Here is a 21513-nt window from a genome sequence, read left to right as displayed (position 1 = left end):
CGTCACCCAACTTCGTCATCCTCGGGTCTGCGCCGCGTCGCTGCGCTCCTTGGCTCCGCCCGTGGATGACGAAGCGATGGGCGCGTTTCCGCCAATCGCCGGGGCATTCAACTTATTAAGGCAGCATATTTGATCCAGAAACTGGGTGTTCTTGTCGACGTGTCAGTGACGCTTGGCTTGCACCAGATAGGCCTCGATCTCGGTCTCGCCGAGCCACTTGGCCGCTTCCAGCCGATGCAGGCCTTCGACGAGGATATGGCGCTTGCCGTCATGGCGAACCTGGATCGGCGTCTTCATGCCGTTTTCCAGAATGTCCTCGGCCAGATGGCGGACGGTCTCGGGATGCAGCGTCTTCTTGCGCGCCGTCGGCACGTAGATCTCGTCGACCTTGACCTTTTGCACTCTGAGCATGCCGATCCCCCTGGCGGAAACGCCGCCTCCCCTGAGATAGTCCGTTTGATGGAGGCGGCCAAGGGTGCGGCTAACGAATGCTGGCCCGATCGTTTCCATTTGACGCTGGACCGGCAGATCGCCGAAATGGCGGCCTCGAACTTCTCCGGTGTTCATGACCCATCTGCCGACCGAGTTTCCCGATTTCGGACTGACGCCGGAGCAGCGCCGGCACGCGGTGCGCGGCCACTACTACGAGTGGCCTGGCATGGATGGCGAGCGCGGCGAGATCTGGTGCTACAGCGACCGGTTTTCCTATCGCGCCGGCGAGACGGTGGCGTTGCATGTCAGTTCGACGGCCTCGCGGTTCAATATCGCAATCGTCCGCGACGGCGGCACGGAGACCAAAGTGTTCGAGCAGGCAGGCATTGCGGCACGCTGGCAGGACACGCCCGACCAATGTTCGGCCGAAGGTTGCGGCTGGGACGTGTCCTTCGAATTCCGCGTCGAGTCGGACTGGCCATCCGGCGCCTACCGGGTGACGCTGACCGCCGATGGCCGTGATGGCAAGCCGATCCAATGCCACCATCTGTTCATCGTCAGCCCGCAGCCAGGCCGCAAACCCGGCCGTGTGCTGCAGGTGGCGGCGACGGGCACCTGGCTCGCCTACAACACTTGGGGCGGTTCCAACCATTACCAGGGCATCACCGGGCCGGACCGCAACCAGTATTCGCCCATCGTGTCGACGCAGCGCCCATGGTGCCGTGGCTTCGTCGTGCTGCCGAAGGACGCGCCACGCGTGCCGCTGGAAGTCGCCGTGCCGCCGAAGACGGTGCCGCGTTATCCGCATATGGAGTGGGCGCTCGCCACCGGCCATTCGAAGAAATACGCTTCGTCGGGCTGGGCGAGCTATGACAGCCACTTCTTCCGCTTCGCCGAACGGGCCGGCTATGAAGTCGATCTCGCCAGCCAGCATGATTTGCACTTTTCGCCCGAGATTCTCGACGGCTACGACTGCGCCGTCTTCGTCGGCCATGATGAATACTGGACCTGGGAGATGCGCGACGCCCTCGACAATTATGTCGGGCGCGGCGGCCATGCGGCGCGCTTTGCCGGCAATTTCATGTGGCAGACGCGGCTCGAGGACGAAGGTCGCCGGCAGGTCTGCTACAAATATCGCTCGCGTGCCGAAGACCCGACCTATCTCCCAGGCGGCGACGTCACCCGCGCCACCAATTCCTGGGAAGCGCCGGAAATCGCCCGGCCTGGTTCGGCGACCTTCGGGCTCAACGCGACGCGCGGCGTCTATGCCGGCTGGGGCGGTTGCGCGCCGCGCGGCGTGCGTGGCTTTCCGGTCTACCGGCCCGAGCACTGGGCCTTCGCCGGCACTGGCATCTACTACGGTGACCTGCTGGGCGCCGACAGCCATGTCTACGGCTATGAGGTCGACGGGCTCGACTTCGAGATACGCGGCGGCCTGCCCTATCCAACGGCCACAAGCGGCGCACCTGATGGCCTCCAGGTTCTCGCCGTCGGAATGGCCAGCCAGGTCGAGGAAAGCGCCGATATCCCGATCGAGGACCAGTTCCTCACCGACGAGGATGGGCGTTTCACCGCCGAAACGCTGTTTGGCGAGGCGAGCGACGCTAATCTGGAAAAAGTCAAACGGGGCAATGGCATGATCGTCAACTTCCCGCGCGGCAAGGGCGAGGTGTTCCACGCCGGAAGCTGCGAATGGGTCGCAGGCCTGCTAAGACAGGACCCGATGGTCGAACGCGTCACAAAAAATGTCCTCGATCGTTACCTCGGAAAGTCCTGACATGTCGAAAACCCAGACCGCCGCTCAAGACACCGAAGCTCGGCGAGAATCGCACCTGTTCTATCTGTCCAACCTGCGCCGACCGCTGATCGACCGCGCCGAAGGCATCTACATGTGGACGCGGGACGGCCGCCGCTTCATCGACGGATCGAGCGGCCCGATGGTCGCCAATATCGGCCATTCCAACCGCAACGTGCTGGATGCCATGAAGCGGCAGATGGACCGCGCCACCTTCGCCTACCGCCTGCATTTCGAGAACGAGCCGGCGGAAGAACTGGCACGTGAGCTGGCCGGCAAGCTGCCGGAAGGCATGGACCGCATCTTCTTCGTCTCGGGCGGCTCGGAAGCAACCGAATCCTGCATCAAGCTGGCGCGGCAATGGGCGGTCGCCACCGGCCAGGCAAGCCGCTGGAAGGTGATCACGCGCTTCCCCTCCTATCATGGCGGGACGCTGGGTTCGCTGTCGATCACCGGCGACGATGCGCTGGCCGAAACTTTCGAGCCGATGATGCGGGTGATGCCGACCGTGCCGGCACCGAATGCCTGGCGCGACCGCGACAATCTTTCGATGGAACAGCGCGGCATCCGCTATGCCGACATGCTGGAGGAGAAGATCCTGGCCGAAGGGCCGGAGAGCGTGGTCGCCTTCATCATGGAGCCGATCGGCGGTGCGGCGACCGTGGCCCTGGTCGCGCCTGACAGCTACTATCCGCGCATCCGCCAGATCTGCGACCGCTACGGCATCCTGCTCATCCACGACGAAGTGATGAGCGGCGCCGGCCGCACCGGAAAATTCCTCGGCGGCGATCACTGGAACTGCAAGCCCGACATCGTCGCGCTGTCCAAGGGACTTGGCTCGGGCTATGTGCCGCTTGGCGCGCTGGCGGCACCGATGCGGCTGGTGCAGCCGCTGCTCGCCTCGGGCGGCTTCCAGCACGGCCACACCTACGCCGGCAATCCGCTGGCCTGCGCCGCAGGGCTTGCGGTGCTCGGTGAAATGGACCGGCTTGACCTGATCGCCAATGCGGCTGCCATGGGCGACGTGCTGATGGACGGGCTGAAGGGGCTGGCGAAACGGTTTCCATTCATCGCCGACGTGCGCGGCAAGGGCCTGCTCACCGGCGCCCAGATGGTTGCCGATCCCGAGACGCTCCGACCGATCGACCAGACCAAGAAGGCCACGCAGCGGCTGCTCGACCTCGCCTATGAGCGCGGGCTGATCATCTATGGCCGCAGGGTCAAGGGCGGCGTCGACGGCGACAATTTCATGGTCGCGCCGCCGATGATCGTCACCAGGAAGCAGGTCGGCGAGATCGTCTCCATCATCGGCGACTCGCTGGACGTTCTCGCTTCCGAGTTCGACCTGCCGGTCGAAGGTCGGGGGTAGAAGAATGGCGCCGAGAAAGGTCATCATCACCTGCGCCGTCACCGGCTCGGTGCACACGCCGTCTATGTCGCCCTATCTGCCGGTAACGCCGGACCAGATCGCCACCGACGCGATCGCGGCGGCCGAAGCCGGCGCTTCGATCCTGCATCTGCACGCCCGCGACCCCAGGGATGGCCGCCCAACCGCCGATCCGGATGTCTACATGCAGTTCCTGCCGCGCATCAAGCAGGCGACCGATGCGGTGATCAACATCACCACCGGCGGCTCGTCGCTGATGACGCTGGATCAGCGGCTAGCTGCACCGCTCAGGACCGAACCGGAGATGTGCTCGCTCAACATGGGCTCGATGAATTTCGCGCTGTTTCCCATGCTCGACAAGCCACGGGAATGGCAGCACGAATGGGAGCCCAAGCTGCTGGAAGCGACGCGCGACACCATCTTCAAGAACACCTTCGCCGATATGGAAGGCGTGCTGGAGAGGCTGGGTAAGGGTTGCGGCACACGCTTCGAATTCGAGTGCTACGACGTCGGCCATCTCTATTCGCTGGCGCATTTCCGCGACCGGGGCCTGGTGTCGGGACCGCTGTTCATCCAGTTCGTGCTGGGCATATTGGGCGGCATCGGCGCCGACCCTGACAATCTCGTCCACATGAAGCGCATCGCAGACAAATTGTTCGGCGACAGCTACCAGTTCTCGGTGCTGGCCGCCGGCCGCAATCAGATGCCGCTGATCTCGATCGCAGCAGCCATGGGCGGTAATGTCCGTGTCGGGCTGGAGGACAGTCTTTATGACGGCCGCCAGCTGGCGAAATCCAATGCCGACCAGGTGCGCCGCATCCGTGGCATTCTCGACGGGCTCTCGCTGGAGGTCGCCACGCCCGCCGAAGCGCGCGACATGCTGGCCCTCAAGGGCGGCGACCGGGTGGCGTTTTGAGAGACGACCGTGATCAATCCATCAGCCAATGACGTCCGGCTTCGCCCCGGAACCCTTGATGACGCCGAAACCATCCATGCCGCACTCTTGCGCCTCGGCACCCATATCGGCGCGCATGAGGAGATCACGTCCACCGCTGATGATCTCCGCCGCTACGGCTTTGGCGAAAAGCCAGCTTTCTCGACGTTGATCGCCGAGGTCGGCGGCGAGTTCGCCGGTCTCTGCCTGTATTTCCCGATCTTTTCGACCTGGATGGGGCGGCCTGGCGTCTATGTGCAGGACCTCTATGTCGAGGACCGTTTTCGCGGCCGCAAGATCGGCGAGCGGCTGCTGCGGCACGTTGCGGCGCGGTGCCGGAAAGAGGGCGGCGCCTATCTCCGACTGTCCGTCGACACCGACAATGAGGGTGCCAAGGTCTTTTATGAAAGGCTGGGCATCGCCTGGTCGAGCTATGAGCAGACGCAGAAGATCATCGGCGAGGCCTTCTTTGCCTTCGCCGACGCGACCGAGAATGGGGAGCAGGAATGAAAGCCTTCTATGCCGAGGAACAGAAGCGCCACGACCCCAAGGCATTTCTTTCGAGCGGTGCGGCGCAGCCCAATCCGGAAAAGCCGGAGCGCGTCGAGAGATTGCTAGCCGGCGCAAAATCCGCAGGCTGCACGATCGAGCGGCCGCGCAATCTTGGGCTCGGCCCGGTCGCGGCGGTGCATACACCGGAATATCTGCATTTCCTCGAACATATCCACGCTCGCTGGCAGCGCATCGAGGGCGGGTCGGCCGAAGTGATCCCCAACATCCACCCGATCGCCCGCAACGGCTCCTATCCGGCTTCGGCGGTCGGCCAGGCCGGCTACCACATGGCCGATACCGCTTGCCCGATCTCGGGCGAGACATGGCAGAGCGCGCTGTGGAGCGCCTGGAGCGCGGTCGAAGCCGCCGAGGCGGTGATATCAGGCGCACCGGCCGCCTACGCGCTGTGCCGCCCGCCCGGCCATCACGCCTTTGCAGATGTCGCCGGCGGATTCTGCTTCATCAACAATTCGGCGATGGCCGCGCAGGTCTTGCGCAAGCGGGCGGCGCGGGTAACGATCCTCGATGTCGACCTGCATCATGGCAATGGCACGCAAGGCATCTTCTATTCACGGCCTGATGTTCTCACTGTCTCGCTGCATGCCGATCCGGTGCGCTTCTATCCGTTCTTCTGGGGCCACGCCGACGAGCGCGGCGAAGGGCCTGGCCTCGGCTATAACTTCAACCTGCCGCTGCCGCGCAAATCCACTGATGCGGCGTTTCTGGAATCGCTAGAGGTGGCATTCCAGCGCATTCGTGCCTTTTCGCCCGACGCGCTGGTCGTGGCGCTCGGCCTCGACGCGTTCGAGGGCGATCCGTTCGGTGGACTTTCGGTGACGACACCGGGCTTCTCGCGCATTGGCGAGGCCATCGCCAAGCTCGGCCTGCCGACCGTCATCGTCCAGGAAGGCGGTTATCTCTGCGACGAGCTCGGCGACAATCTCACCGCCTTCCTCACCGGCTTCGGCGGCAAGGCGCGGTGATTTTGCCCTGACAGTGCGTCAGGAGCGCTGTTGTCTGAGCATCGCGATCACCCGATGCACGCTCTCCAGCGTCTCGTCGATTTCGGCAGATGTGTTGTAGTGGGCGATGCCGATGCGCACGACGCCTTGCTCGGCCGGAATGCCGAGCTGGTGGACGATCTCCCAGGCGTAGTTGTGGCCGGACCACAGGAAGATGTTTTCGGCGTTCATCTGCCGCACGATCGTTTCCGGCACTATGCCGTCGACCGTGAAGGACACGGTCGGCACGCGTTCGCCAAGCTGCTTCGGATCGGTGATGCCGTGGATGGTCAAGCCCCCGATATCGGACAGGCCATCGATCAGCCGTTGCGCCAGCGGGTTCTCGTAGGCGGTCGAGACGTCGAACGCCTTGGCGATCTTCCGCCTTCTTGAACCGCCCTCGCCCGCAGCGGCGCCGAGATCGGCAAAGTAATCGACGGCGGCGGTGAGGCCGGCCATCAGCTCGATCTGCGGCGTGCCCAGTTCAAACCGCTCCGGCAGGCCATTGGACGAGCAACGGCACTTGTATGGTCTCAGGCCATCGATGACGTCGCGCAGGCCCCACAATATGCCCATATGCGGACCGAAGAATTTGTAGGCCGAGCAGATCAGGAAATCGCAGCCGATGTCCTGCACGTCGATCAGGCCGTGCGGAGCGAACTGCACGGCGTCGACATAGACAAGGGCGCCGGCATTCCTGGCGATGGCGGTCAGCGCCTTCACCCGGTTGATCGAGCCGGTCAGGTTGCTGGCGTAGTTCAACGCGACCAGCCGGGTCCTATCCGTAAGCAGCGCGGCCAGCGTCGCCTCTTCGACCTGCCAGCTCATTTCGTCGAACGGCAGCCAGCGCACGACGAGGCCGAGGTCCTCGGCCAGTTGCAGCCAGGGCGAGACGTTGCCCTCATGGTCCATGCGGGTGAGGATGATCTCGTCGCCAGGCTGCATCGTGCGGCCAAGCGTGCGCGACATGTGATAGGTCAGCGTCGTCATGTTGGCGCCGATTATGATCTCCTCGGTGCTTGCGGCGCCAAGGAAATCGGCCATTGCCGCGTGCGCCTCGTCGACGACGGCCTGCGCGGCAACCGTCGTTTCGAAATAGCCGCCGAGATTAGCATTGGTGGTCAGGAGACAGCGCGACACGGCGTCCGCGACGGCTTGCGGCACCTGCGTGCCGGCAGGGTTGTCGAGATAGATGCGGCGGCGGCCCTTATCGGTCAGGGAAAGAGCCGGAAACTTTTGACGCACTGTCTCGACCGGAAAATTCATTGTCGCCCGCTCCCTTGGAATTATCGAGTATTCGCCACATCCGATCCCGTTCAGGGACAGGGATTGCCGACCCGCTGGTGGATCGCATCCACCGCCTTCTGCATCTCCTCGGTCCAGACGACATCGACGGAAGACAGCGCCATGTCGAGCTGCGAAATGGTCGTAGCGCCGACGATGTTGGAGGTGGCGAAGAGCCGACTTGAGACATAGGCATTGGCAAACAGTGCCGGCTCCAGGCCAAAGGAGCGCGCCAACTCATTGTATTCAAGCTGGGCTTCGGCGGCACCTGGCGTCTCGTAGCGCTGGCCGCGATTGAACAGTTGCGAACGCGACCCCTGCGGACGCGCGCCATGGTCGTATTTGCCGGTGAGGTAGCCCTGCGCCAGCGGCGAATAGGGGAGCAGCGACACCTGCTCGCGCTCGCAGACCTCGGCGAGGTTCACCTCGAAGGTGCGGTTGACGAGATTGTAGGCGTTCTGGATCGACGCGACGCGCGGGCCGATACCCTTGTCAGCCTCGGCAAGGAACCGCATCACGCCCCAGGAACTCTCGTTCGACAGGCCGAAATGGCGGATCTTTCCCACCTTCACCAGTTCGTCGAACACGGCGAGCGTCTCGGCGATCGGTGTTTCGTCGGCCGGCGCGCCCACAGAATCGGCGCGCGGCGATACGGCGCCGACGCGCGTCGGATTGGCGCCCCAGGGAATGTCCCGTTCCGGCCAATGGATCTGGTAGAGGTCGATGTAGTCGGTGCCGAGCTTGGCCAGCGATTTCTCGATGGCGTCAAAAATATCGGCGCGCACCAATTGCGATGGCCTGTCGCCGCGAAACCACCGGTTGGCCGTGCGGCCGACGACCTTGGAGGCAAGGATCACCTTGTCGCGGTTGCGGTTGGCTTTCATCCAGCTGCCGATGATCTTTTCGGTCCACCCTTGCGTCTCCGCCTTGGGCGGGATCGGGTAGAGTTCGGCGGTGTCGATGAAATTGACGCCGCGCGAGAAAGCCAGGTCCATCTGGGCGTGGCCTTCGGCCTCTGTGTTCTGCTGGCCCCAGGTCATGGAGCCCAGGCAGATTTGGCTAACAAGAAGATCGGTCCGACCGAGACGGCGTTTGTGCATGGGATTCTGCTCCGGAGGAAAAGCGTGCGCGGCAGCGCGGGGAGGAAGCCCCATCCTACGGAAAGCAGAGGCGCTCTCCAAGCCTCGCCAGACCGACTTTTTGCTTGAACAAGCTACGTTTAGCGGCGAGCACCGGCCAGCGCGCGGCGCTTGGCCTCGTCGATCAGCATGTTGGCCACCTGCATGCGGATCATGGCGCGCTGGCGCAGATGCGGTGCGACACGGTCCGGATGATTGGCGAAGGCAAAGCTGCGGCGCATGCGGCTGAAATCGGCGACCTGCTTGGGCTGATTGAGGCCAAGTTCGACGGCGATGGATTCCGGATCGATCGGCGGCAGCTTCTCCTCGGGCTTTGGCTCTTCGCCGGCGAGAGCCAGTTTGGCATGATCGAGCAAGGCGGCGAATTCGGTCGCCAGATCAGCACCCGCCTCACGATATTCAGTGGCAAAGCCGCTGCCAGAAACCTTGATGCGGCCGGAATGGAGTTCATCGGCCACCGAGAGATAGTCGAACGGGATGGATGGACGCGCACCGGCCTCCTCGCCCTCGATCCCGTCGCCCCCAATTCCGTCGCCCTTGTCGGAAGCGACGAAGAGGTCGTCGAGCAACGAAGCGAAATCCCGCTTGGTGCCAGTCGCGATGTCAGCCTCCTCCTTGCCAGACTATCCGGGTGTCGAAGCATAGAATCGGCTCGTTAAAAATGCATGCCATCGATCTTAACGAATTTAGCATTGCCTGGATCGCTGCTCGGGCACCGCAATCCCGGACAAAAAGCCGGAACACACTTTCATGCAGTCCGGAATTCGCCAGGAGTGGCGAGGAAAAACCGGCCATGTAGCCAGCATTCGAGCCTGCGGGGCTCGCCGTGCAAAAGTTTCAGTCCGTTGCAAAATATGGCCGAAGAAATCACCAGCACATGGCTGGCATGCAAATGCTGCACTGCACAATTGTCACGATTCATCTATATTGGCGGCCGTGGAGGACCAATCAGGGGCTTGAATCATGGGTTTCTTCACTGAAATGTTCGCCCGGCCGCGGCCGCAGGAGCATCTGAGATACCGTTCCGCGCTCGCACTGCTCCATGCGATGAGCAATGCCGACCGTGCGGACATCGGTATCAAGCCGGCCGACTTTCCACGCATTGCCCGCGAAATGTCCATTCGTTAGGCGTATACCGTCGCGAGATGTCCCGGCCTCCACGGGACATCTCGAAACTCAATCCTCAACGCGCTCCCAGGAACGTCGCCTTGCCCAGCGGCACGCCGTTGTGGCGAAGGATGTCGTAAGCGGTGGTGAGATGGAAATAGAAGTTAGGCATAGCCACATGCAGCAGATACTGCATGCCGGGCATCGAGCTTTCGCGTCCGCCAAGCTTCAGCTCGATGGTCTTGTCATCCGAACCGTCGAATTCGGCCGCCGAAAATGTCGCCAGTAGGTCCAGGGTCTTCGTGATGCGCGCCTGGACATCGGCGAAACTCGCCTCATTGTCCTCGTATCTGGGCACCTCGCGGCCGGCGAGCCGTGACGGCGCACCCTTGGCATGGTCGGTGGCGATCTGCACCTGCCGGGTCAGCGCATACATGTCGGGCGCCAGCCGCGACGTCAAAAACACCTGCGGGTCGATCTTGCGGTCAATCGCATTCTGTTCGGCGGTCGCAAGCACATTGGAAAGTGCTTTCAGCCTGACTGAGAACACAGGCACGGATGCCTCATACATCGATATGGTCACGTCAAATCTCCTGTCCGGCCGAACGCCGGCGGATGCGACGTAGCGCCTTCGCGCACGATTCTTCAAGACCGCCGAACCAGCGCCACCACGTTGCCGCAATCGCCATTGTAGACTCTCCTATCGAGCGGAGATTCCCGATGAGACGCGCCCTTTTCGCAGCGACTGCCCTTCTCTCGATCGGCCAGACGGCATTGGCCGCCGAAGATGTGCCCGAAGCGCCCTATATCGACGACAGGTCGAGCGCCGAGGCGGTCGTCCGCTCGCTCTACAGCGCCATCAACCGGCATGAATTCGCCCGCGCCTGGGGGTATTTCGGTGATACGAAGCCGGCAAAGGATTTCGACAGTTTCGTCAAGGGTTATGACGGCACCGACAAGGTCGAGGTGGAGACCGGGGCCGTTTCGGACGAAGGTGCAGCGGGCAGCATTTTCTACAACGTCCCCGTCGCCATCCGCGCCACCGACAAGACCGGCGGCGAGAAGGTCTTTGCCGGCTGCTACACGTTGCGCCAGGTGAATGCGCAGATCCAGGCGGCGCCACCCTTCGATCCGATCCACATCGAAAAAGGCGCGCTGAAACCCTCCACCGCTGATTTCGAGGAGGCGCTGCCGCCAAGCTGCGGCGACGGGCCGCCACCGCCGAAGAAGGACACGGCACTGGAGCAGGCCAAGAAGGCCTTTCTGGCGACCTATGGCGACCAGTGCGACAAGCAGTTCCTGGCCAATGAGCCGGAGGGCTTTTCGATCAAATACAAGGACAAGAATGCGCAGCCCGGCGATCCTGACAAGGAAACGCGGCTGTTTCATTTTTCGTGTTCGGCCGCCGCCTACAATGAAAGCTCGGTCTACTACATGACGGATGAGGTGGACGGCGTGCGGCAATTGCAGTTCGCCGAACCGGAGACCGATATCCGCTACGAGAACAACGACAGTGACGGCAAGCTGTTGAGCGTGACGGTGATCGGCTTCCACACCACGGGATGGGCCACCAATTCCGACTATGACCCGGACGCCCATACGATCACAACGTTCAACAAATGGCGCGGCATCGGCGATGCCTCCGACTCCGGCACATATCTGTTCCGCAACGGTGATTTTTCGCTGGTCCAGTACGACGTCGATGCGTCCTATGACGGCGAGGAAAATCCGCAGACGGTTGTCGACTACAACACCGCGCCGTAGGGAAGACTCAAATCAAGAACGCCGCGTTCGACCCGTCCTTCGCTTTCACCTTCTCGATTCAGGCCGCGAACGCATCGGCCGAAAGAAGGCGCGAATGTCCTGGACCAGAAGATTCGGTTCCTCCAGTGCAGCGAAATGGCCGCCTCGCGGCATCGGCGTCCATCGCTGCACGTCGAAGACCCTCGCCACCCAGGAGCGCGGCGGCATTGGCAACTCGCGGGGGGAAAAGCGCTACCCCAAGCGGCGGCGAAACGCGTTCCAGAGCCTTGAACGCAAGAGGGGAGAGCCGATTCTCCTTGTAGAGCCGCAAGGACGAGGTGAGCGCATTGGTGAACCAGTAGAGAGAAACGTCCGTAAGGAGCGCATCCATGCCAAAGGCGCGTTCCACGTCACCGTCGCAATCGCTCCAGGAACGGAACTTCTCGATCATCCAGGCCGCGAGACCGATCGGCGAGTCTGTCAGCGCATAAGCAAGCGTCTGAGGCTTCGTGCCCTGCAGATGGGCATAGACACCCTCCGTTGCCGCCCAGGCCGCAGCCTTGTCCAGAAAGGCCTGTTCCTCAACGGTGACAGGTGGCTGAGCTGCACCCAAGGGTGGCCGATAGCTCCCGGGAATGTAGTTGACGTGGACGCCAAGCACGTTTTCAGGAAGGAGCCGCGCCATCCAGGCGGAGACGCCCGCGCCGATGTCGCCGCCCTGGCAAGCGAAGCGGTCATAGCCGAGCCCGCACATCAACTGCACCCATAGCTCCGCGATGCGGCCGGAGTGGAAGCCTGGTTCCGTCGGCGCCTGCGAGAAGCCGTATCCGGGCAACGAGGGAACCACGACGTGGAAGGCGTCGGCTGGGTCACCACCATGGGCAGATGGGTCCGTCAGCAATGGAATGATGTGTTCCATTTCGATGAAGGAACCGGGCCAGCCATGCGTGATGATCAGCGGCAGCGGCGCCGGTCCGGTGCCTGGCTGGTGGACAAAGTGGACGTCCAGGTTGTTCACCCTAGCCAGATATTGCGGCAGCCGGTTCAGCCGCGCCTCTTGCGCTCTCCAGTCGAAGCGATCTCGCCAGTAATCCGCAAGGCGCTCCATGAACGGCAGGTCGGCCCCATCGTTCCAGCCTGTTTCGTTTAGAGAAACTGGCCATCGCGTTGCGTGAAGACGGTCCTGGAGATCCTCAAGTTGTTCGTTCGGAATCTGGATATTGAAGGGGCGAACGTCCATCGTCGTACTTCCGAGCTGTTGGATCATATCAGCCTACACCAGCAAGAGGATATCGGCCGAGCAATGACCGCCAAACCCACTGCACTTTGGCCGATATACATCAGGGCGCCTTCGACAGCATCCAGTTGAGCGTGCCGCGCCAGTCGATCATGCGGATCGGCGTGCCATGGGTGCCGGTCTCGAAACGGACGAAACGCGTCGGATAGGGATAGGCTTTCGATCTGGCGATGATCGAGCGGAAGAAGGCTTCCTGCTTTTCCACCGGGAAAACCACGTCATGGCTGCCTTGACCGAAGAAGATCGGGACATGGCGCCGGAAGGCGGGGCTTGCCAGGAAACTCTCGTCCCATAGCGAACCGAGCAGCAGCAGCCCGTTGATGCGCCGGCCGGTATCGTTGCGGGCGGCAAGCTTCCAGCACAGGGCGCCGCCCATCGAGCCACAGGCGACGAAGATCTTCGCGCCCGGCGATTGCTCGGCATAGTGATTGATCAGGGCCGCGACCTGCGCCGCGCCGGTGTCGCCGAAATCGGAAAAGTCCGGACTGAGATAGAGGCCGCCATTGCCGGCCATCAGGTTCTTGAGCCGGTTGAAATTGCCGCCGAAGGTGAAGTCGTCGACGCCCTGCTTGCGACTGCCGCCCTGCCCGTGCAGGTAAAGCACGATGATGCCGGCGCCCTCGGTCTTGCCGACGGCAATATGCCTGACATCGCCGGCATCGGTCTTCAAGAGCAGATCCTGCTGCACCTTGCGAACGCCGGTGTCGGTGTATTGGGCGTGCACCCGGCGCTCCGGGACCTGGTCACGCTGGTTGATGTCGCGCATCTCGCGATAGTCGATGACGGTGTAGGCGCCATTGGTGTCGGACGACAGAGTGGCCGGATAGGCGAAGAGATCGTCCTTGAAGGGCTTTAGCTCGAGAGCGGTGGCGTAACCGGCAGAAAACAAGAAAAATATCGAAATCAGAAAGGCATGGAGCGTGACCGCCCCCCTCTGACCTGCCGGCCATCTCCCCCTCAAGGGGAGAGATTGGATGCGCCTTTGGCTTTCGCCAATCTCCAAAGTTGCAAGATGGACGCCGCCATCGAAGCTGCCGATCTCTCCCCTTGAGGGGGAGATGGCCGGCAGGCCAGAGGGGGGTAAAAGCGCAAACGCAGAGGGAAGGAAGCGAGTAGCCATGCCCAAGGCATGCGTAATTCGGCTTGGGTTTGTCAATCCTGCAGCACGCCGCCGGCGCCTTCCAGCGCCTCGCGTGTGTCGACATCGACAGACGCCGCCGCACCGATCTCGACATCGATGACATCGAGCCCTTCGGTCTCGACCAGATGGCGTGCGCCGGTGTCGCCTTCGAGATGGGCGATCGCCGGGAACAGCGAACGCGGCAAAAGCACCGGGTTGCCGCGCTTGCCGTCATGCGAGGCGCGGACCACCGAATTGCCGCCGGCCTTGCGGAAGGCATCGATCAACCTGTCGAGGTCATCGGACGCGATACCCGGCATGTCGCCGAGAACGATCATTACACCGGCGGAGTCTTCCGGCAGATAGGCAATGCCGGCTTTCAGCGAGGTGGACAGGCCTTCGTTAAAATCGGGATTGTCGGCGAAGGTCACGTCGAGGCCCGCCAGCGCCGCGCGCACCCGCTCGCGCTGGTGGCCGGTGACGACAATCGTGCTAGACGCCTTCGAGCCGAACGCCCGCTCGGCGGTGCGGCGCACCAGCGGCTTGCCATCGAACAGTGCCAGCAGCTTGTTCGGTCCACCCATGCGGCTCGACCGGCCCGCCGCCAGCAACACGATGCCGACCTTAAGCTGGCTTTTGGCCGGCAGCGGTTCCCGCGGCTGCGGCCGCGTCGGGATTTCCATCAGCAGCCCGCCGACGCCCATGCCGGCGATATCCTTGGCGGTCACATCAAGGCCAGCGATCAACCGATCCAGTACCCAATCGAAGCCGTTCTCCTTGGGGCTGCGGGCGCAACCGGGCGCGCCGATGACTCGCTTGCCATCGAGTGTGCCGAGCACCAGCAGATTGCCGGGATCGACCGGCATGCCCGCGCGGATGACAGTTCCACCCGCCCTCTCGATCGCGGCTGGAACGACATCGGCGAAATCGCTCATCGCCGAGGCGCCGAAGATCACCACCATGTCATTGTCGCGCGCCAGGGACGCCGCGGCTTCCGCCACCGGTGCGATTTCATGCGGCGTACGGCGCTCCGCCGTCAGCCTGCCGCCCGTGCGCGCCAGCCGGGCCTCGGTGACGCGCAGCGTCTTGTCGAGCACTCCAGGCTTGATGCCCGGCAGAACCGTCTGGATGACGCCGACACGCACCGCCTGGTAGGCATTGACGGCAAAGATCTCGCCGCCCGCGCAAATTTTTGTCGCGGCGTCGACCAGGGCTGAACTGACCGCGAACGGAATAATCTTCACCGTCGCGACCATCTGGCCTTTCTCGACCGGCGCATGCTGCGCCAACGTGGCGATGGTGATGGCCGGATCTATGGCATTGATGGCGTCAACCATCGCGGCATCGACCGTGAAGATGCCCGACGCGCTGGCATGGAGATTGACCCGCCCGGTCGCGGCCGACCTGGCCTCGATGCCGCGAAAGGCCATGCTGTCAGCGATCGCCTGCGCGGCGGCATCCTCGCCGAGGTCGTCGGCGGCCAGCACGGCCGCAACGACCTCGGAAATACCGGCGGCCCGCAGCAGCACCACGTCTTCGGCGCTTAGCCTGTGCGCCTTGCGGAAGTGGCGTTCACCAGCGGTGGTGGCATGCGCCAGCACCGCGCCTTCAGCCGCCTCGATCGGGATCGATCCGAACTTCACGCCGCCGCGCCTTTGGCTTCCACACCGCGCGAGCGGAAGGCGTGGATCGCTTGCGCCAGCACCGCAACAGCGATCTCGGCCGGACTGGCAGCACCAATATCGAGCCCGATCGGCGCATGAATACGGGCGATCTGGTCAGCGGTCGCGCCCAGCGCCAGCAGGCGCTCGACACGCTTGGCATGCGTCTTCCTGCTGCCGAGCGCTCCGACATAGAAACAGTTGGCGTCAAGCGCGGCCTTCAGGGCGAAATCATCGATCTTCGGATCATGGGTGACGGCGGCCAGCGCGGTGTAGCTGTCGAGCGGCTGGCGCTTCAGCACATCCTCCGGCCATTCGGCATGGAGCGCCACGTCGGGAAAGCGGTCCGGGGTGGCGAAAGCGGTGCGGGGATCGATGATCTCCACGGGGTAGCCGGCGATTTTCGCCATCGGCGCCAGCGCCTGGCTGATATGGACAGCGCCAATCACGACCAGACGCGGCTGTGGCAGGTGCGCATTGAGAAAGAAGGTTCGCCCCTCGGCTTCGACCGAACCGGAATTGCCAGTGCGGAACGTCCTGGCGATCGCGGCGCCGAGATCGCCGGCAACTTGGTCGCCCTCGCGCACGATGCGGTCGCGGCCATCACCAAGGTCGGTGACAAGGATCGCCGCGCGGCGGGCGCGGCGTTCGGCGTTCAAAGTTTTTAAGGCATAGGGATCCATCCGAGATCAACCCAGTCTTTCCACATACACCTTGATGCGGCCGCCACAGGACAGGCCGACCTGCCAGGCGGCTTCATCGGCAACGCCGAATTCCAGCATTCTTGCCTTGCCGCTGTCGATGACGTCGATGGCTTCTGTCACCACAGCGCCTTCGACGCAGCCGCCCGAGACGGAGCCGTGGAAATTGCCGTCCGCATCGATGACCAGATGGCTGCCTACGGGACGAGGCGCCGATCCCCAGGTCTCGACCACTGTCGCGATGGCCACGTCCTTGCCGTCCTTCATCCAGCCCTCCGCGATGATCAGGGGGTCGCGGGCCTCATCCAGATAAATGCTGTCGCTCATCGTTGCTTCTCTCAGGGTCTGTTTTTCCTAAAGAACTGGCAAACATATGGCTATGCGGCGTGCCTCGCGCCAGCTTCCAGCCATCGGCGCGGATCAACGGATTGTGCCGACTTCTTGTCCAGCGACGCGCAGAGATCGGCCAGCGCGTCGAGATTGTGCACCGAGCGAAACTCGTCGACATGCGGCAGCATCGCCTTGACGCCGCGGGCGCGCGCCTGGAAACCGTCGAAGCGCAGCAGCGGGTTCAGCCAGATCAGCCGCCGGCAGGATTTGTGCAGGCGCTCCATTTCCTCCGACAGTCCGGCGACATCGTCGCGCTCCAGTCCGTCGGTGATCAGAAGCACGACCGCGCCCTGCCCCAGCACGCGCCGCGACCATATCAGGTTGAACTCGGCCAGCGTGTCGCCGATGCGGGTGCCTCCCGACCAGTCCCTGACCGCCGTCGAACAATCGGCAAGGGCGGCATCGGGGTCGCGATGACGCATCTGCCGGGTCAGGTTGGTGAGCCGGGTGCCGAAAACGAACGTGTGCACACGCCGGCGTTTTTCCGTCAGCGCATGCAGGAAATGCAGGAAAATGCGCGTGTACTGGCTCATCGAGCCGGAAATGTCGGCCAGCACAACCAGCGGCGGATGAACCTCGCGAGCTGAGCGGAATTTCGGCAGGATCAGTTCACCGCCGGTGCGCGCCGCTGAGCGCATCATGGCGCGCGGATCGACGCGACGGCCATGCGCATCGGCCTTGAAACGCCGCGTCCGCACCATGTCGAAAGGCAGCCGCAACTGGGCGATCGCCTTCTTGGCGTCAGCCATCTCGGCCGCATTCATCTGGGCAAAGTCCTTGCCGCGCAGCACCTCATTGCCGGAAAAAGTGAAGCGGGCGTCGACCTCGATCTCGGGAATTTCCTGGGCCGGTTGGTTCTTCTGATGGCCTTCGAACATCGCCTGGCTGACACGGTTCTCGGCGGCGCGCGGCTTCTGCTTCTCCCTGACATCAGGCGCCACCGGCGAAAACATCGCCAGCATCTTTTCAATCAGCTCGCGCGATTTCCAGAACAGCCGGAAGGCTTCGTCGAAAGTGGCGTAGTCCTCGTGCCGCGACACCAGCACGGCGTGCAGGGTCCAGTAGAAATCATCCCGCGAGCCGATGCCGGCGACCAGCACCGCCTCGATGGCGTCCTTGACCGAAGCCGGCCCGACCCTCATGCCGGACTTGCGCAGAATGCGGGCGAAATAGACGATGTTGTCGGCGATCCGCCCGTCGGCCTTCGCTTCTTTCGGCTCCTGGTTCGGCATCGCCTACTCCGCTGCCGAAAGCTCGGCCTTCACCTCGTTGAGGATGCGCCGGCCTTCGCCCTGTTCGATACGGGCAATGTCGTCCTGATATTTCAGCAGCACGCCGATCGTGTCGGAGACGGTTTCAGGATCGAGCGCCACCTTGTCGAGCTCGGTCAGCGCGCCGGCCCAGTCGATGGTCTCGGCGACACCCGGCACCTTGAACAGCTCGATCTGGCGCAGCTTCTGGATGAAGGAGACCACTTCGGCCGAAAGCCGTTGATTGGCCTGCGGCACCTTGCGGCGCACGATTTCCAGTTCGCGCTCGGCATTGGGATAGTCGACCCAATGATAGAGGCAGCGCCGTTTCAGCGCGTCGTGGATTTCGCGGGTACGGTTGGTGGTGATGATGACGATCGGCGGCTCTTCCGCCTTGATGGTGCCGAGTTCAGGCACCGTGACCTGGAAGTCGGACAGGATTTCGAGCAGGAAAGCTTCGAACGCCTCGTCGGTGCGATCGAGCTCGTCGATCAGGAAAACCGGAGCAGCCCCCGCCTTGCCGGTCAGCGCATCGAGCACCGGGCGGCGGATCAGGTATTTTTCGGAGAAGACGTTGCGCTCCATGGCGGAGCGCTCGACCTTGCCGGCCGCCTCCTCCATGCGGATCTCGATCATCTGCGCGGCATAGTTCCACTCATAGACGGCAGACGAGACGTCGAGGCCTTCATAGCACTGCAGGCGGATCAGCCGGCGGCCGAGCGCCTGCGCCAGCACCTTGGCGATCTCGGTCTTGCCGACGCCGGCCTCGCCCTCGAGGAACAGCGGCCGCTTCATGCGCAACGACAGGAACAGCACGGTCGCCAGCGACCGGTCCGCCACATAGTCCGCGCCGGTCAGGAGATCGAGCGTCTCGTCGATCGTCCGCGGCGCGGCGCGCGGTTTCAGCTCGGTCATTCTTTCTCCGTGAACGCCGGCGCTCCGCTTTCCAGAACGTGGTAGCCGCGAGCGTGGTAGATCAGCGGCCGCAAATTATCGCCCATCCGCAGGCCTGTCACCTTGCCAAAAAGCACACGATGGGTGGCGAGGTCCTTGGTGTCGATCAGTTCGCAGTCGAACACGGCGAGCGCGCCCTTCAGCGTCGGCGCGCCGGTCGAGATCAGGTCCCATTCGCCGAGCGCGAAACGCTCCTCGACCGGCAGGCCGGTCATGCCGGAAAACCCGACCGACAGCGGCTCCTGATGCGAAGCCAGGGTGTTCAAGGCAAATCTGCCGTTTTTTACGAACGGCTCATTCTTGGGATTTTCACGGTTGAGGCAGACCAGAATGATTGGGGGCGTGTCCGAGACGGAACAGGCCGCGATCACCGTCGCGCCGCGCTTGCCGGCCGGCCCATCGGTGGTGACAACATGAACATGGCCGGCAAAATGGCTCATCGCGTCGCGGTAGGCCTGCGGCCCAATGTCGTTCTTCTTCAGCACCGTATATTTTCCATGATCAGGATCCCACCGACATATATGGCCATACATAGCCCGCCACAAGCGAAGTGCTTGAGCCATATCCCGAAATTCGCGTGTTGCACCAAGGTCGGGCAGCCTTTAGGTCTTGGCGGTAAGTAGGTGCCAGCAGCATAAGACCGGCACAGAGGACCTCATCGCTCGAATGCGACCCAGGACTAGAACAATAGCGGCACTATCCTGGCTGTTTCTGGCCAGTGGTGCGAATGCCCAGACGCTGTTGGTTGGCGTCTCAGCGCCCCTGTCTGGACCATCGGCCATTCTCGGCAAGCAGATCGAGGCCGGTACCGGTCAGGCGGCCGAAGCGAACGGCATGGAACTCAAGATCGTGGATGACGCCTGTACCGCCGACGGCGGCGCTGCCGCGGCCAGGGAATTCGTCGCGGCCAAGGTCAATGTCGTGGTCGGATTCCTGTGCACCGAGGCGATCGAGGCGGCGATGCCGATCCTTAAGGATGCCAACGTTCCAGTCATTACCGTTGGCGTGCGAACTGAAAGCCTGACCGACCGCCGCGCCAAGACCGGCTGGCCGGTCTATCGCCTCGGGCCACGCGGCGACGATGAGCGCAACGCCGTCGCCTCCACCCTCACCCGTCTGTGGCAAAACGAGTTGTTCGCCGTCATCGACGACGGCACCATCTATGGCCGCGAAATCGCCGAGACGTTGCGGGCGGCCGCCGAGCAGGCAGCGCTGAAACCGGTATTCGTCGACACGTTCCGGCCGCAGCTCGACAACCAGATCGGCATGATCGGCCGGCTGAAGAAAGCCGGCGCCACTCATGTGTTCGCCGGCGGCGACGGTGACGACATAGCCATCATGGGCCGCGATGCCGCACGGCTCCAGGCGGGCATCGTCTTTGCCGGCGGGGAGAACCTCCGCACACCGCTCGGCGATGTGCCCTATGCCGTGGGCACATTGATGATCGCACCGCCGGAATGGGCCGAAGTCGCCGACCCCAAAGTATTGTCGGCCTTTGCCACGCAGAAGGTCGTGCCTGACGGTTATACGCTGCCCGCCTACGCGGCGGTCGAGATCGCCAAGGCGGCGTCAGGCTTTTCCGAAGCCTCGGGCAAGCCGCTGACCGAGGCCCTGACCGGACAGGATTTCACCACTGCGATCGGGCCGATCCGCTTCGACGCGAAAGGCGATTTCAGCCAGGGCCCCTACCGCGTCTTCCGATTCGACGGCACGCGCTTTGCTCCTTTGGAAAGCAACTGATGTTTCGCACCGGCCCGCGCAACCTGATCACCGACGTCGCCGGACTGCGCGTCGGCAACGCGTCCGACGCCAGGCTGAAGTCCGGCGTCACGACCGTGCTTTGCGATGGACCGACGGTGGCCGGCGTTCAGATCGTGGGCGGTGCGCCGGGCACCCGCGAGACCGACCTGCTCGAACCGCACAATTCGGTCGATGTGGTGCACGCCGTGGTGCTTTCGGGCGGTTCGGCTTTCGGCCTCGACGCGGCATCGGGCGTGCAGGCGGCGCTGCGTGAACGCGGCATCGGCCTTGAGGTCGGTGGCTTTCGCGTGCCGATCGTGCCGTCGGCGATCCTGTTCGACCTGCGCAATGGCGGCGACAAGGACTGGGGCCTTTATCCACCCTACCGCGAGCTTGGCTATGAAACCGTGCAAACCGCCGCCGCCGATTTCCCGCTTGGCACCATCGGCGCCGGCACCGGTGCGCTGACCTCGGGGCTGAAGGGCGGCCTCGGCTCGGCCTCGACGCTGCTGGACAGTGGCATAACCATCGGCGCGCTTGCCGCCGTCAATCCGACCGGCTCGGTGACAACAGGCCGAACCCGTCATTTCTGGGCGGCACCGTTCGAAATCGGCGACGAATTCGGCGGGCTTGGCTATCCCTCGCCGATGCCGGACGACGCGAAGCGGATCCTGCTGAAATACCGCGACAAGCATGTGGGCAGACAGATGGAGGCCGGCGGCAACACCACCATCGCCGTCATCGCCACGGACGCGGTTCTCACCAAGGCTGCCGCAAAGCGCCTGGCAATCTCGGCGCATGACGGCTTCGTGCGCGCCATCTGGCCGACGCACACGCCGGCCGATGGCGACCTGGTATTCGCGCTGGCAACAGGGACGAGCGGCATCGAACTCACCGCCGACGCGGCAATCGACCTCTATGCCGCGGCCGGCGCCACGATGGCGCGCGCCATCAGCCGCGGCGTGTTTGCCGCGACGCCGGCCGAAAACGATCTGTTTCCGGTCTGGTCATCGCGTTTGGGATAAA

The 21513-nt window shown here is 63.4% G+C and carries 22 protein-coding genes; 9 read left to right on the top strand and 13 right to left on the bottom strand.

Annotated elements, in window-relative coordinates; translation table 11 throughout:
- Positions 1-162: 162 nt before the first annotated feature.
- Positions 163-411, bottom strand: a complete 249-nt coding sequence (locus NKH02_RS06435; protein ID WP_013532091.1) for a ParB N-terminal domain-containing protein — start codon at positions 409-411, stop codon at positions 163-165.
- A gap of 154 nt (positions 412-565) precedes the next feature.
- Between NKH02_RS06435 and NKH02_RS06430 the strand changes: the two genes are divergently transcribed.
- The 5 genes from NKH02_RS06430 to NKH02_RS06410 are packed head-to-tail and all read left to right on the top strand — an operon-like array spanning position 566 to position 6083.
- Positions 566-2209, top strand: a complete 1644-nt coding sequence (locus tag NKH02_RS06430; RefSeq protein ID WP_352877265.1) for a N,N-dimethylformamidase beta subunit family domain-containing protein — start codon at positions 566-568, stop codon at positions 2207-2209.
- A 1-nt stretch (position 2210) separates the two neighbouring features.
- A complete protein-coding gene (locus tag NKH02_RS06425) occupies positions 2211-3596 on the top strand; it encodes an aminotransferase family protein (RefSeq protein WP_352877263.1) in 1386 nt (461 codons plus the stop codon).
- Positions 3597-3600: 4 nt separating this feature from the next.
- Positions 3601-4530 (top strand): 3,5-dioxohexanoate:acetyl-CoA acetone transferase, encoded by a 930-nt coding sequence (kce, locus tag NKH02_RS06420; RefSeq protein ID WP_352864060.1) that lies wholly within the window; start codon positions 3601-3603, stop codon positions 4528-4530.
- A gap of 12 nt (positions 4531-4542) precedes the next feature.
- Entirely contained in the window at positions 4543-5058 is a 516-nt protein-coding gene (locus NKH02_RS06415; RefSeq protein WP_352877368.1) for a GNAT family N-acetyltransferase, read from the top strand.
- Positions 5055-6083, top strand: coding sequence for a histone deacetylase family protein (locus NKH02_RS06410; RefSeq protein WP_352877261.1), 1029 nt, complete (start codon positions 5055-5057; stop codon positions 6081-6083). The genes NKH02_RS06415 and NKH02_RS06410 overlap by 4 nt, the downstream gene beginning before the upstream one ends.
- An 18-nt stretch (positions 6084-6101) precedes the next feature.
- Here NKH02_RS06410 and NKH02_RS06405 read toward each other — a convergent pair whose 3' ends face one another.
- The 3 genes from NKH02_RS06405 to NKH02_RS06395 all read right to left on the bottom strand — a co-directional run bounded on the left by NKH02_RS06405 (position 6102) and on the right by NKH02_RS06395 (position 9093).
- The gene (locus NKH02_RS06405) at positions 6102-7367 is read right to left on the bottom strand and encodes a cysteine desulfurase-like protein (protein WP_352877260.1); all 1266 of its coding nucleotides are present in this window, start codon (positions 7365-7367) and stop codon (positions 6102-6104) included.
- Positions 7368-7417: 50 nt separating this feature from the next.
- Complete coding sequence (locus NKH02_RS06400) at positions 7418-8485, bottom strand: aldo/keto reductase (RefSeq protein ID WP_352877258.1); 1068 nt, start codon at positions 8483-8485, stop codon at positions 7418-7420.
- A 119-nt stretch (positions 8486-8604) separates the two neighbouring features.
- Complete coding sequence (locus NKH02_RS06395; RefSeq protein ID WP_352877256.1) at positions 8605-9093, bottom strand: hypothetical protein; 489 nt, start codon at positions 9091-9093, stop codon at positions 8605-8607.
- A 394-nt stretch (positions 9094-9487) separates the two neighbouring features.
- Here NKH02_RS06395 and NKH02_RS06390 point away from each other — a divergent pair, with 394 nt between their 5' ends.
- Positions 9488-9652, top strand: coding sequence for a hypothetical protein (locus NKH02_RS06390; RefSeq protein WP_109669696.1), 165 nt, complete (start codon positions 9488-9490; stop codon positions 9650-9652).
- A 55-nt stretch (positions 9653-9707) separates the two neighbouring features.
- Here the strand turns inward: NKH02_RS06390 and NKH02_RS06385 are convergent, their stop codons facing one another.
- Positions 9708-10214, bottom strand: coding sequence for a DUF1993 domain-containing protein (locus NKH02_RS06385; protein WP_352877253.1), 507 nt, complete (start codon positions 10212-10214; stop codon positions 9708-9710).
- Between the two features lie 137 nt (positions 10215-10351).
- Here NKH02_RS06385 and NKH02_RS06380 point away from each other — a divergent pair, with 137 nt between their 5' ends.
- Complete coding sequence (locus tag NKH02_RS06380; protein ID WP_352877251.1) at positions 10352-11395, top strand: DUF1176 domain-containing protein; 1044 nt, start codon at positions 10352-10354, stop codon at positions 11393-11395.
- Positions 11396-11453: 58 nt separating this feature from the next.
- On the opposite strand, the gene NKH02_RS06375 is transcribed toward NKH02_RS06380, so the two are convergent.
- The 8 genes from NKH02_RS06375 to NKH02_RS06340 form a co-directional block, all read right to left on the bottom strand.
- Positions 11454-12614, bottom strand: a complete 1161-nt coding sequence (locus NKH02_RS06375) for an epoxide hydrolase family protein (protein WP_352877248.1) — start codon at positions 12612-12614, stop codon at positions 11454-11456.
- Positions 12615-12714: 100 nt separating this feature from the next.
- The gene (locus tag NKH02_RS06370) at positions 12715-13569 is read right to left on the bottom strand and encodes an alpha/beta hydrolase (RefSeq protein WP_502913516.1); all 855 of its coding nucleotides are present in this window, start codon (positions 13567-13569) and stop codon (positions 12715-12717) included.
- Between the two features lie 254 nt (positions 13570-13823).
- Positions 13824-15434 carry an NTP transferase domain-containing protein gene (locus NKH02_RS06365; protein ID WP_352877244.1) on the bottom strand — a complete coding sequence of 537 codons (1611 nt, stop codon included), beginning with the start codon at positions 15432-15434 and terminating at the stop codon, positions 13824-13826.
- A complete protein-coding gene (locus NKH02_RS06360) occupies positions 15431-16135 on the bottom strand; it encodes an XdhC family protein (protein WP_352877243.1) in 705 nt (234 codons plus the stop codon). The genes NKH02_RS06365 and NKH02_RS06360 overlap by 4 nt, the downstream gene beginning before the upstream one ends.
- 6 nt (positions 16136-16141) lie before the next feature.
- Entirely contained in the window at positions 16142-16480 is a 339-nt protein-coding gene (locus tag NKH02_RS06355) for an XdhC family protein (RefSeq protein ID WP_352877241.1), read from the bottom strand.
- Positions 16481-16530: 50 nt separating this feature from the next.
- A complete protein-coding gene (locus NKH02_RS06350; protein WP_352877239.1) occupies positions 16531-17775 on the bottom strand; it encodes a vWA domain-containing protein in 1245 nt (414 codons plus the stop codon).
- A gap of 3 nt (positions 17776-17778) precedes the next feature.
- Entirely contained in the window at positions 17779-18708 is a 930-nt protein-coding gene (locus NKH02_RS06345; protein WP_013532114.1) for an AAA family ATPase, read from the bottom strand.
- The gene (locus NKH02_RS06340; RefSeq protein WP_352864032.1) at positions 18705-19232 is read right to left on the bottom strand and encodes a flavin reductase; all 528 of its coding nucleotides are present in this window, start codon (positions 19230-19232) and stop codon (positions 18705-18707) included. The genes NKH02_RS06345 and NKH02_RS06340 overlap by 4 nt, the downstream gene beginning before the upstream one ends.
- A 181-nt stretch (positions 19233-19413) precedes the next feature.
- Here NKH02_RS06340 and NKH02_RS06335 point away from each other — a divergent pair, with 181 nt between their 5' ends.
- The gene (locus NKH02_RS06335) at positions 19414-20487 is read left to right on the top strand and encodes a branched-chain amino acid ABC transporter substrate-binding protein (RefSeq protein WP_352877237.1); all 1074 of its coding nucleotides are present in this window, start codon (positions 19414-19416) and stop codon (positions 20485-20487) included.
- Entirely contained in the window at positions 20487-21512 is a 1026-nt protein-coding gene (locus tag NKH02_RS06330) for a P1 family peptidase (protein WP_352877235.1), read from the top strand. The genes NKH02_RS06335 and NKH02_RS06330 overlap by 1 nt, the downstream gene beginning before the upstream one ends.
- The last annotated feature ends 1 nt before the right edge of the window (position 21513 follow it).

It is taken from the genome of Mesorhizobium sp. M1396 (genome assembly GCF_040317725.1).
In the GTDB taxonomy this organism is placed as follows: Bacteria; Pseudomonadota; Alphaproteobacteria; order Rhizobiales; family Rhizobiaceae; genus Mesorhizobium.
The sequence above is the reverse complement of the archived record's forward strand: the minus strand, read 5'-3'. Positions and strand labels throughout refer to the sequence as shown.

Excerpts from the sequence above, each read along its gene's own strand:
- NKH02_RS06330 (WP_352877235.1), top strand. The coding sequence starts at position 20,487 with ATGTTTCGCACCGGCCCGCGCAACCTGATCACCGACGTCGCCGGACTG.
- NKH02_RS06335 (WP_352877237.1), top strand. The coding sequence starts at position 19,414 with ATGCGACCCAGGACTAGAACAATAGCGGCACTATCCTGGCTGTTTCTG.
- NKH02_RS06355 (WP_352877241.1), bottom strand. The coding sequence starts at position 16,480 with ATGAGCGACAGCATTTATCTGGATGAGGCCCGCGACCCCCTGATCATC.
- NKH02_RS06435 (WP_013532091.1), bottom strand. The coding sequence starts at position 411 with ATGCTCAGAGTGCAAAAGGTCAAGGTCGACGAGATCTACGTGCCGACG.
- NKH02_RS06410 (WP_352877261.1), top strand. The coding sequence starts at position 5,055 with ATGAAAGCCTTCTATGCCGAGGAACAGAAGCGCCACGACCCCAAGGCA.
- NKH02_RS06400 (WP_352877258.1), bottom strand. The coding sequence starts at position 8,485 with ATGCACAAACGCCGTCTCGGTCGGACCGATCTTCTTGTTAGCCAAATC.
- NKH02_RS06425 (WP_352877263.1), top strand. The coding sequence starts at position 2,211 with ATGTCGAAAACCCAGACCGCCGCTCAAGACACCGAAGCTCGGCGAGAA.
- NKH02_RS06345 (WP_013532114.1), bottom strand. The coding sequence starts at position 18,708 with ATGACCGAGCTGAAACCGCGCGCCGCGCCGCGGACGATCGACGAGACG.
- kce (WP_352864060.1), top strand. The coding sequence starts at position 3,601 with ATGGCGCCGAGAAAGGTCATCATCACCTGCGCCGTCACCGGCTCGGTG.
- NKH02_RS06360 (WP_352877243.1), bottom strand. The coding sequence starts at position 16,135 with ATGGATCCCTATGCCTTAAAAACTTTGAACGCCGAACGCCGCGCCCGC.
- NKH02_RS06430 (WP_352877265.1), top strand. The coding sequence starts at position 566 with ATGACCCATCTGCCGACCGAGTTTCCCGATTTCGGACTGACGCCGGAG.
- NKH02_RS06350 (WP_352877239.1), bottom strand. The coding sequence starts at position 17,775 with ATGCCGAACCAGGAGCCGAAAGAAGCGAAGGCCGACGGGCGGATCGCC.
- NKH02_RS06390 (WP_109669696.1), top strand. The coding sequence starts at position 9,488 with ATGGGTTTCTTCACTGAAATGTTCGCCCGGCCGCGGCCGCAGGAGCAT.
- NKH02_RS06380 (WP_352877251.1), top strand. The coding sequence starts at position 10,352 with ATGAGACGCGCCCTTTTCGCAGCGACTGCCCTTCTCTCGATCGGCCAG.
- NKH02_RS06375 (WP_352877248.1), bottom strand. The coding sequence starts at position 12,614 with ATGGACGTTCGCCCCTTCAATATCCAGATTCCGAACGAACAACTTGAG.
- NKH02_RS06405 (WP_352877260.1), bottom strand. The coding sequence starts at position 7,367 with ATGAATTTTCCGGTCGAGACAGTGCGTCAAAAGTTTCCGGCTCTTTCC.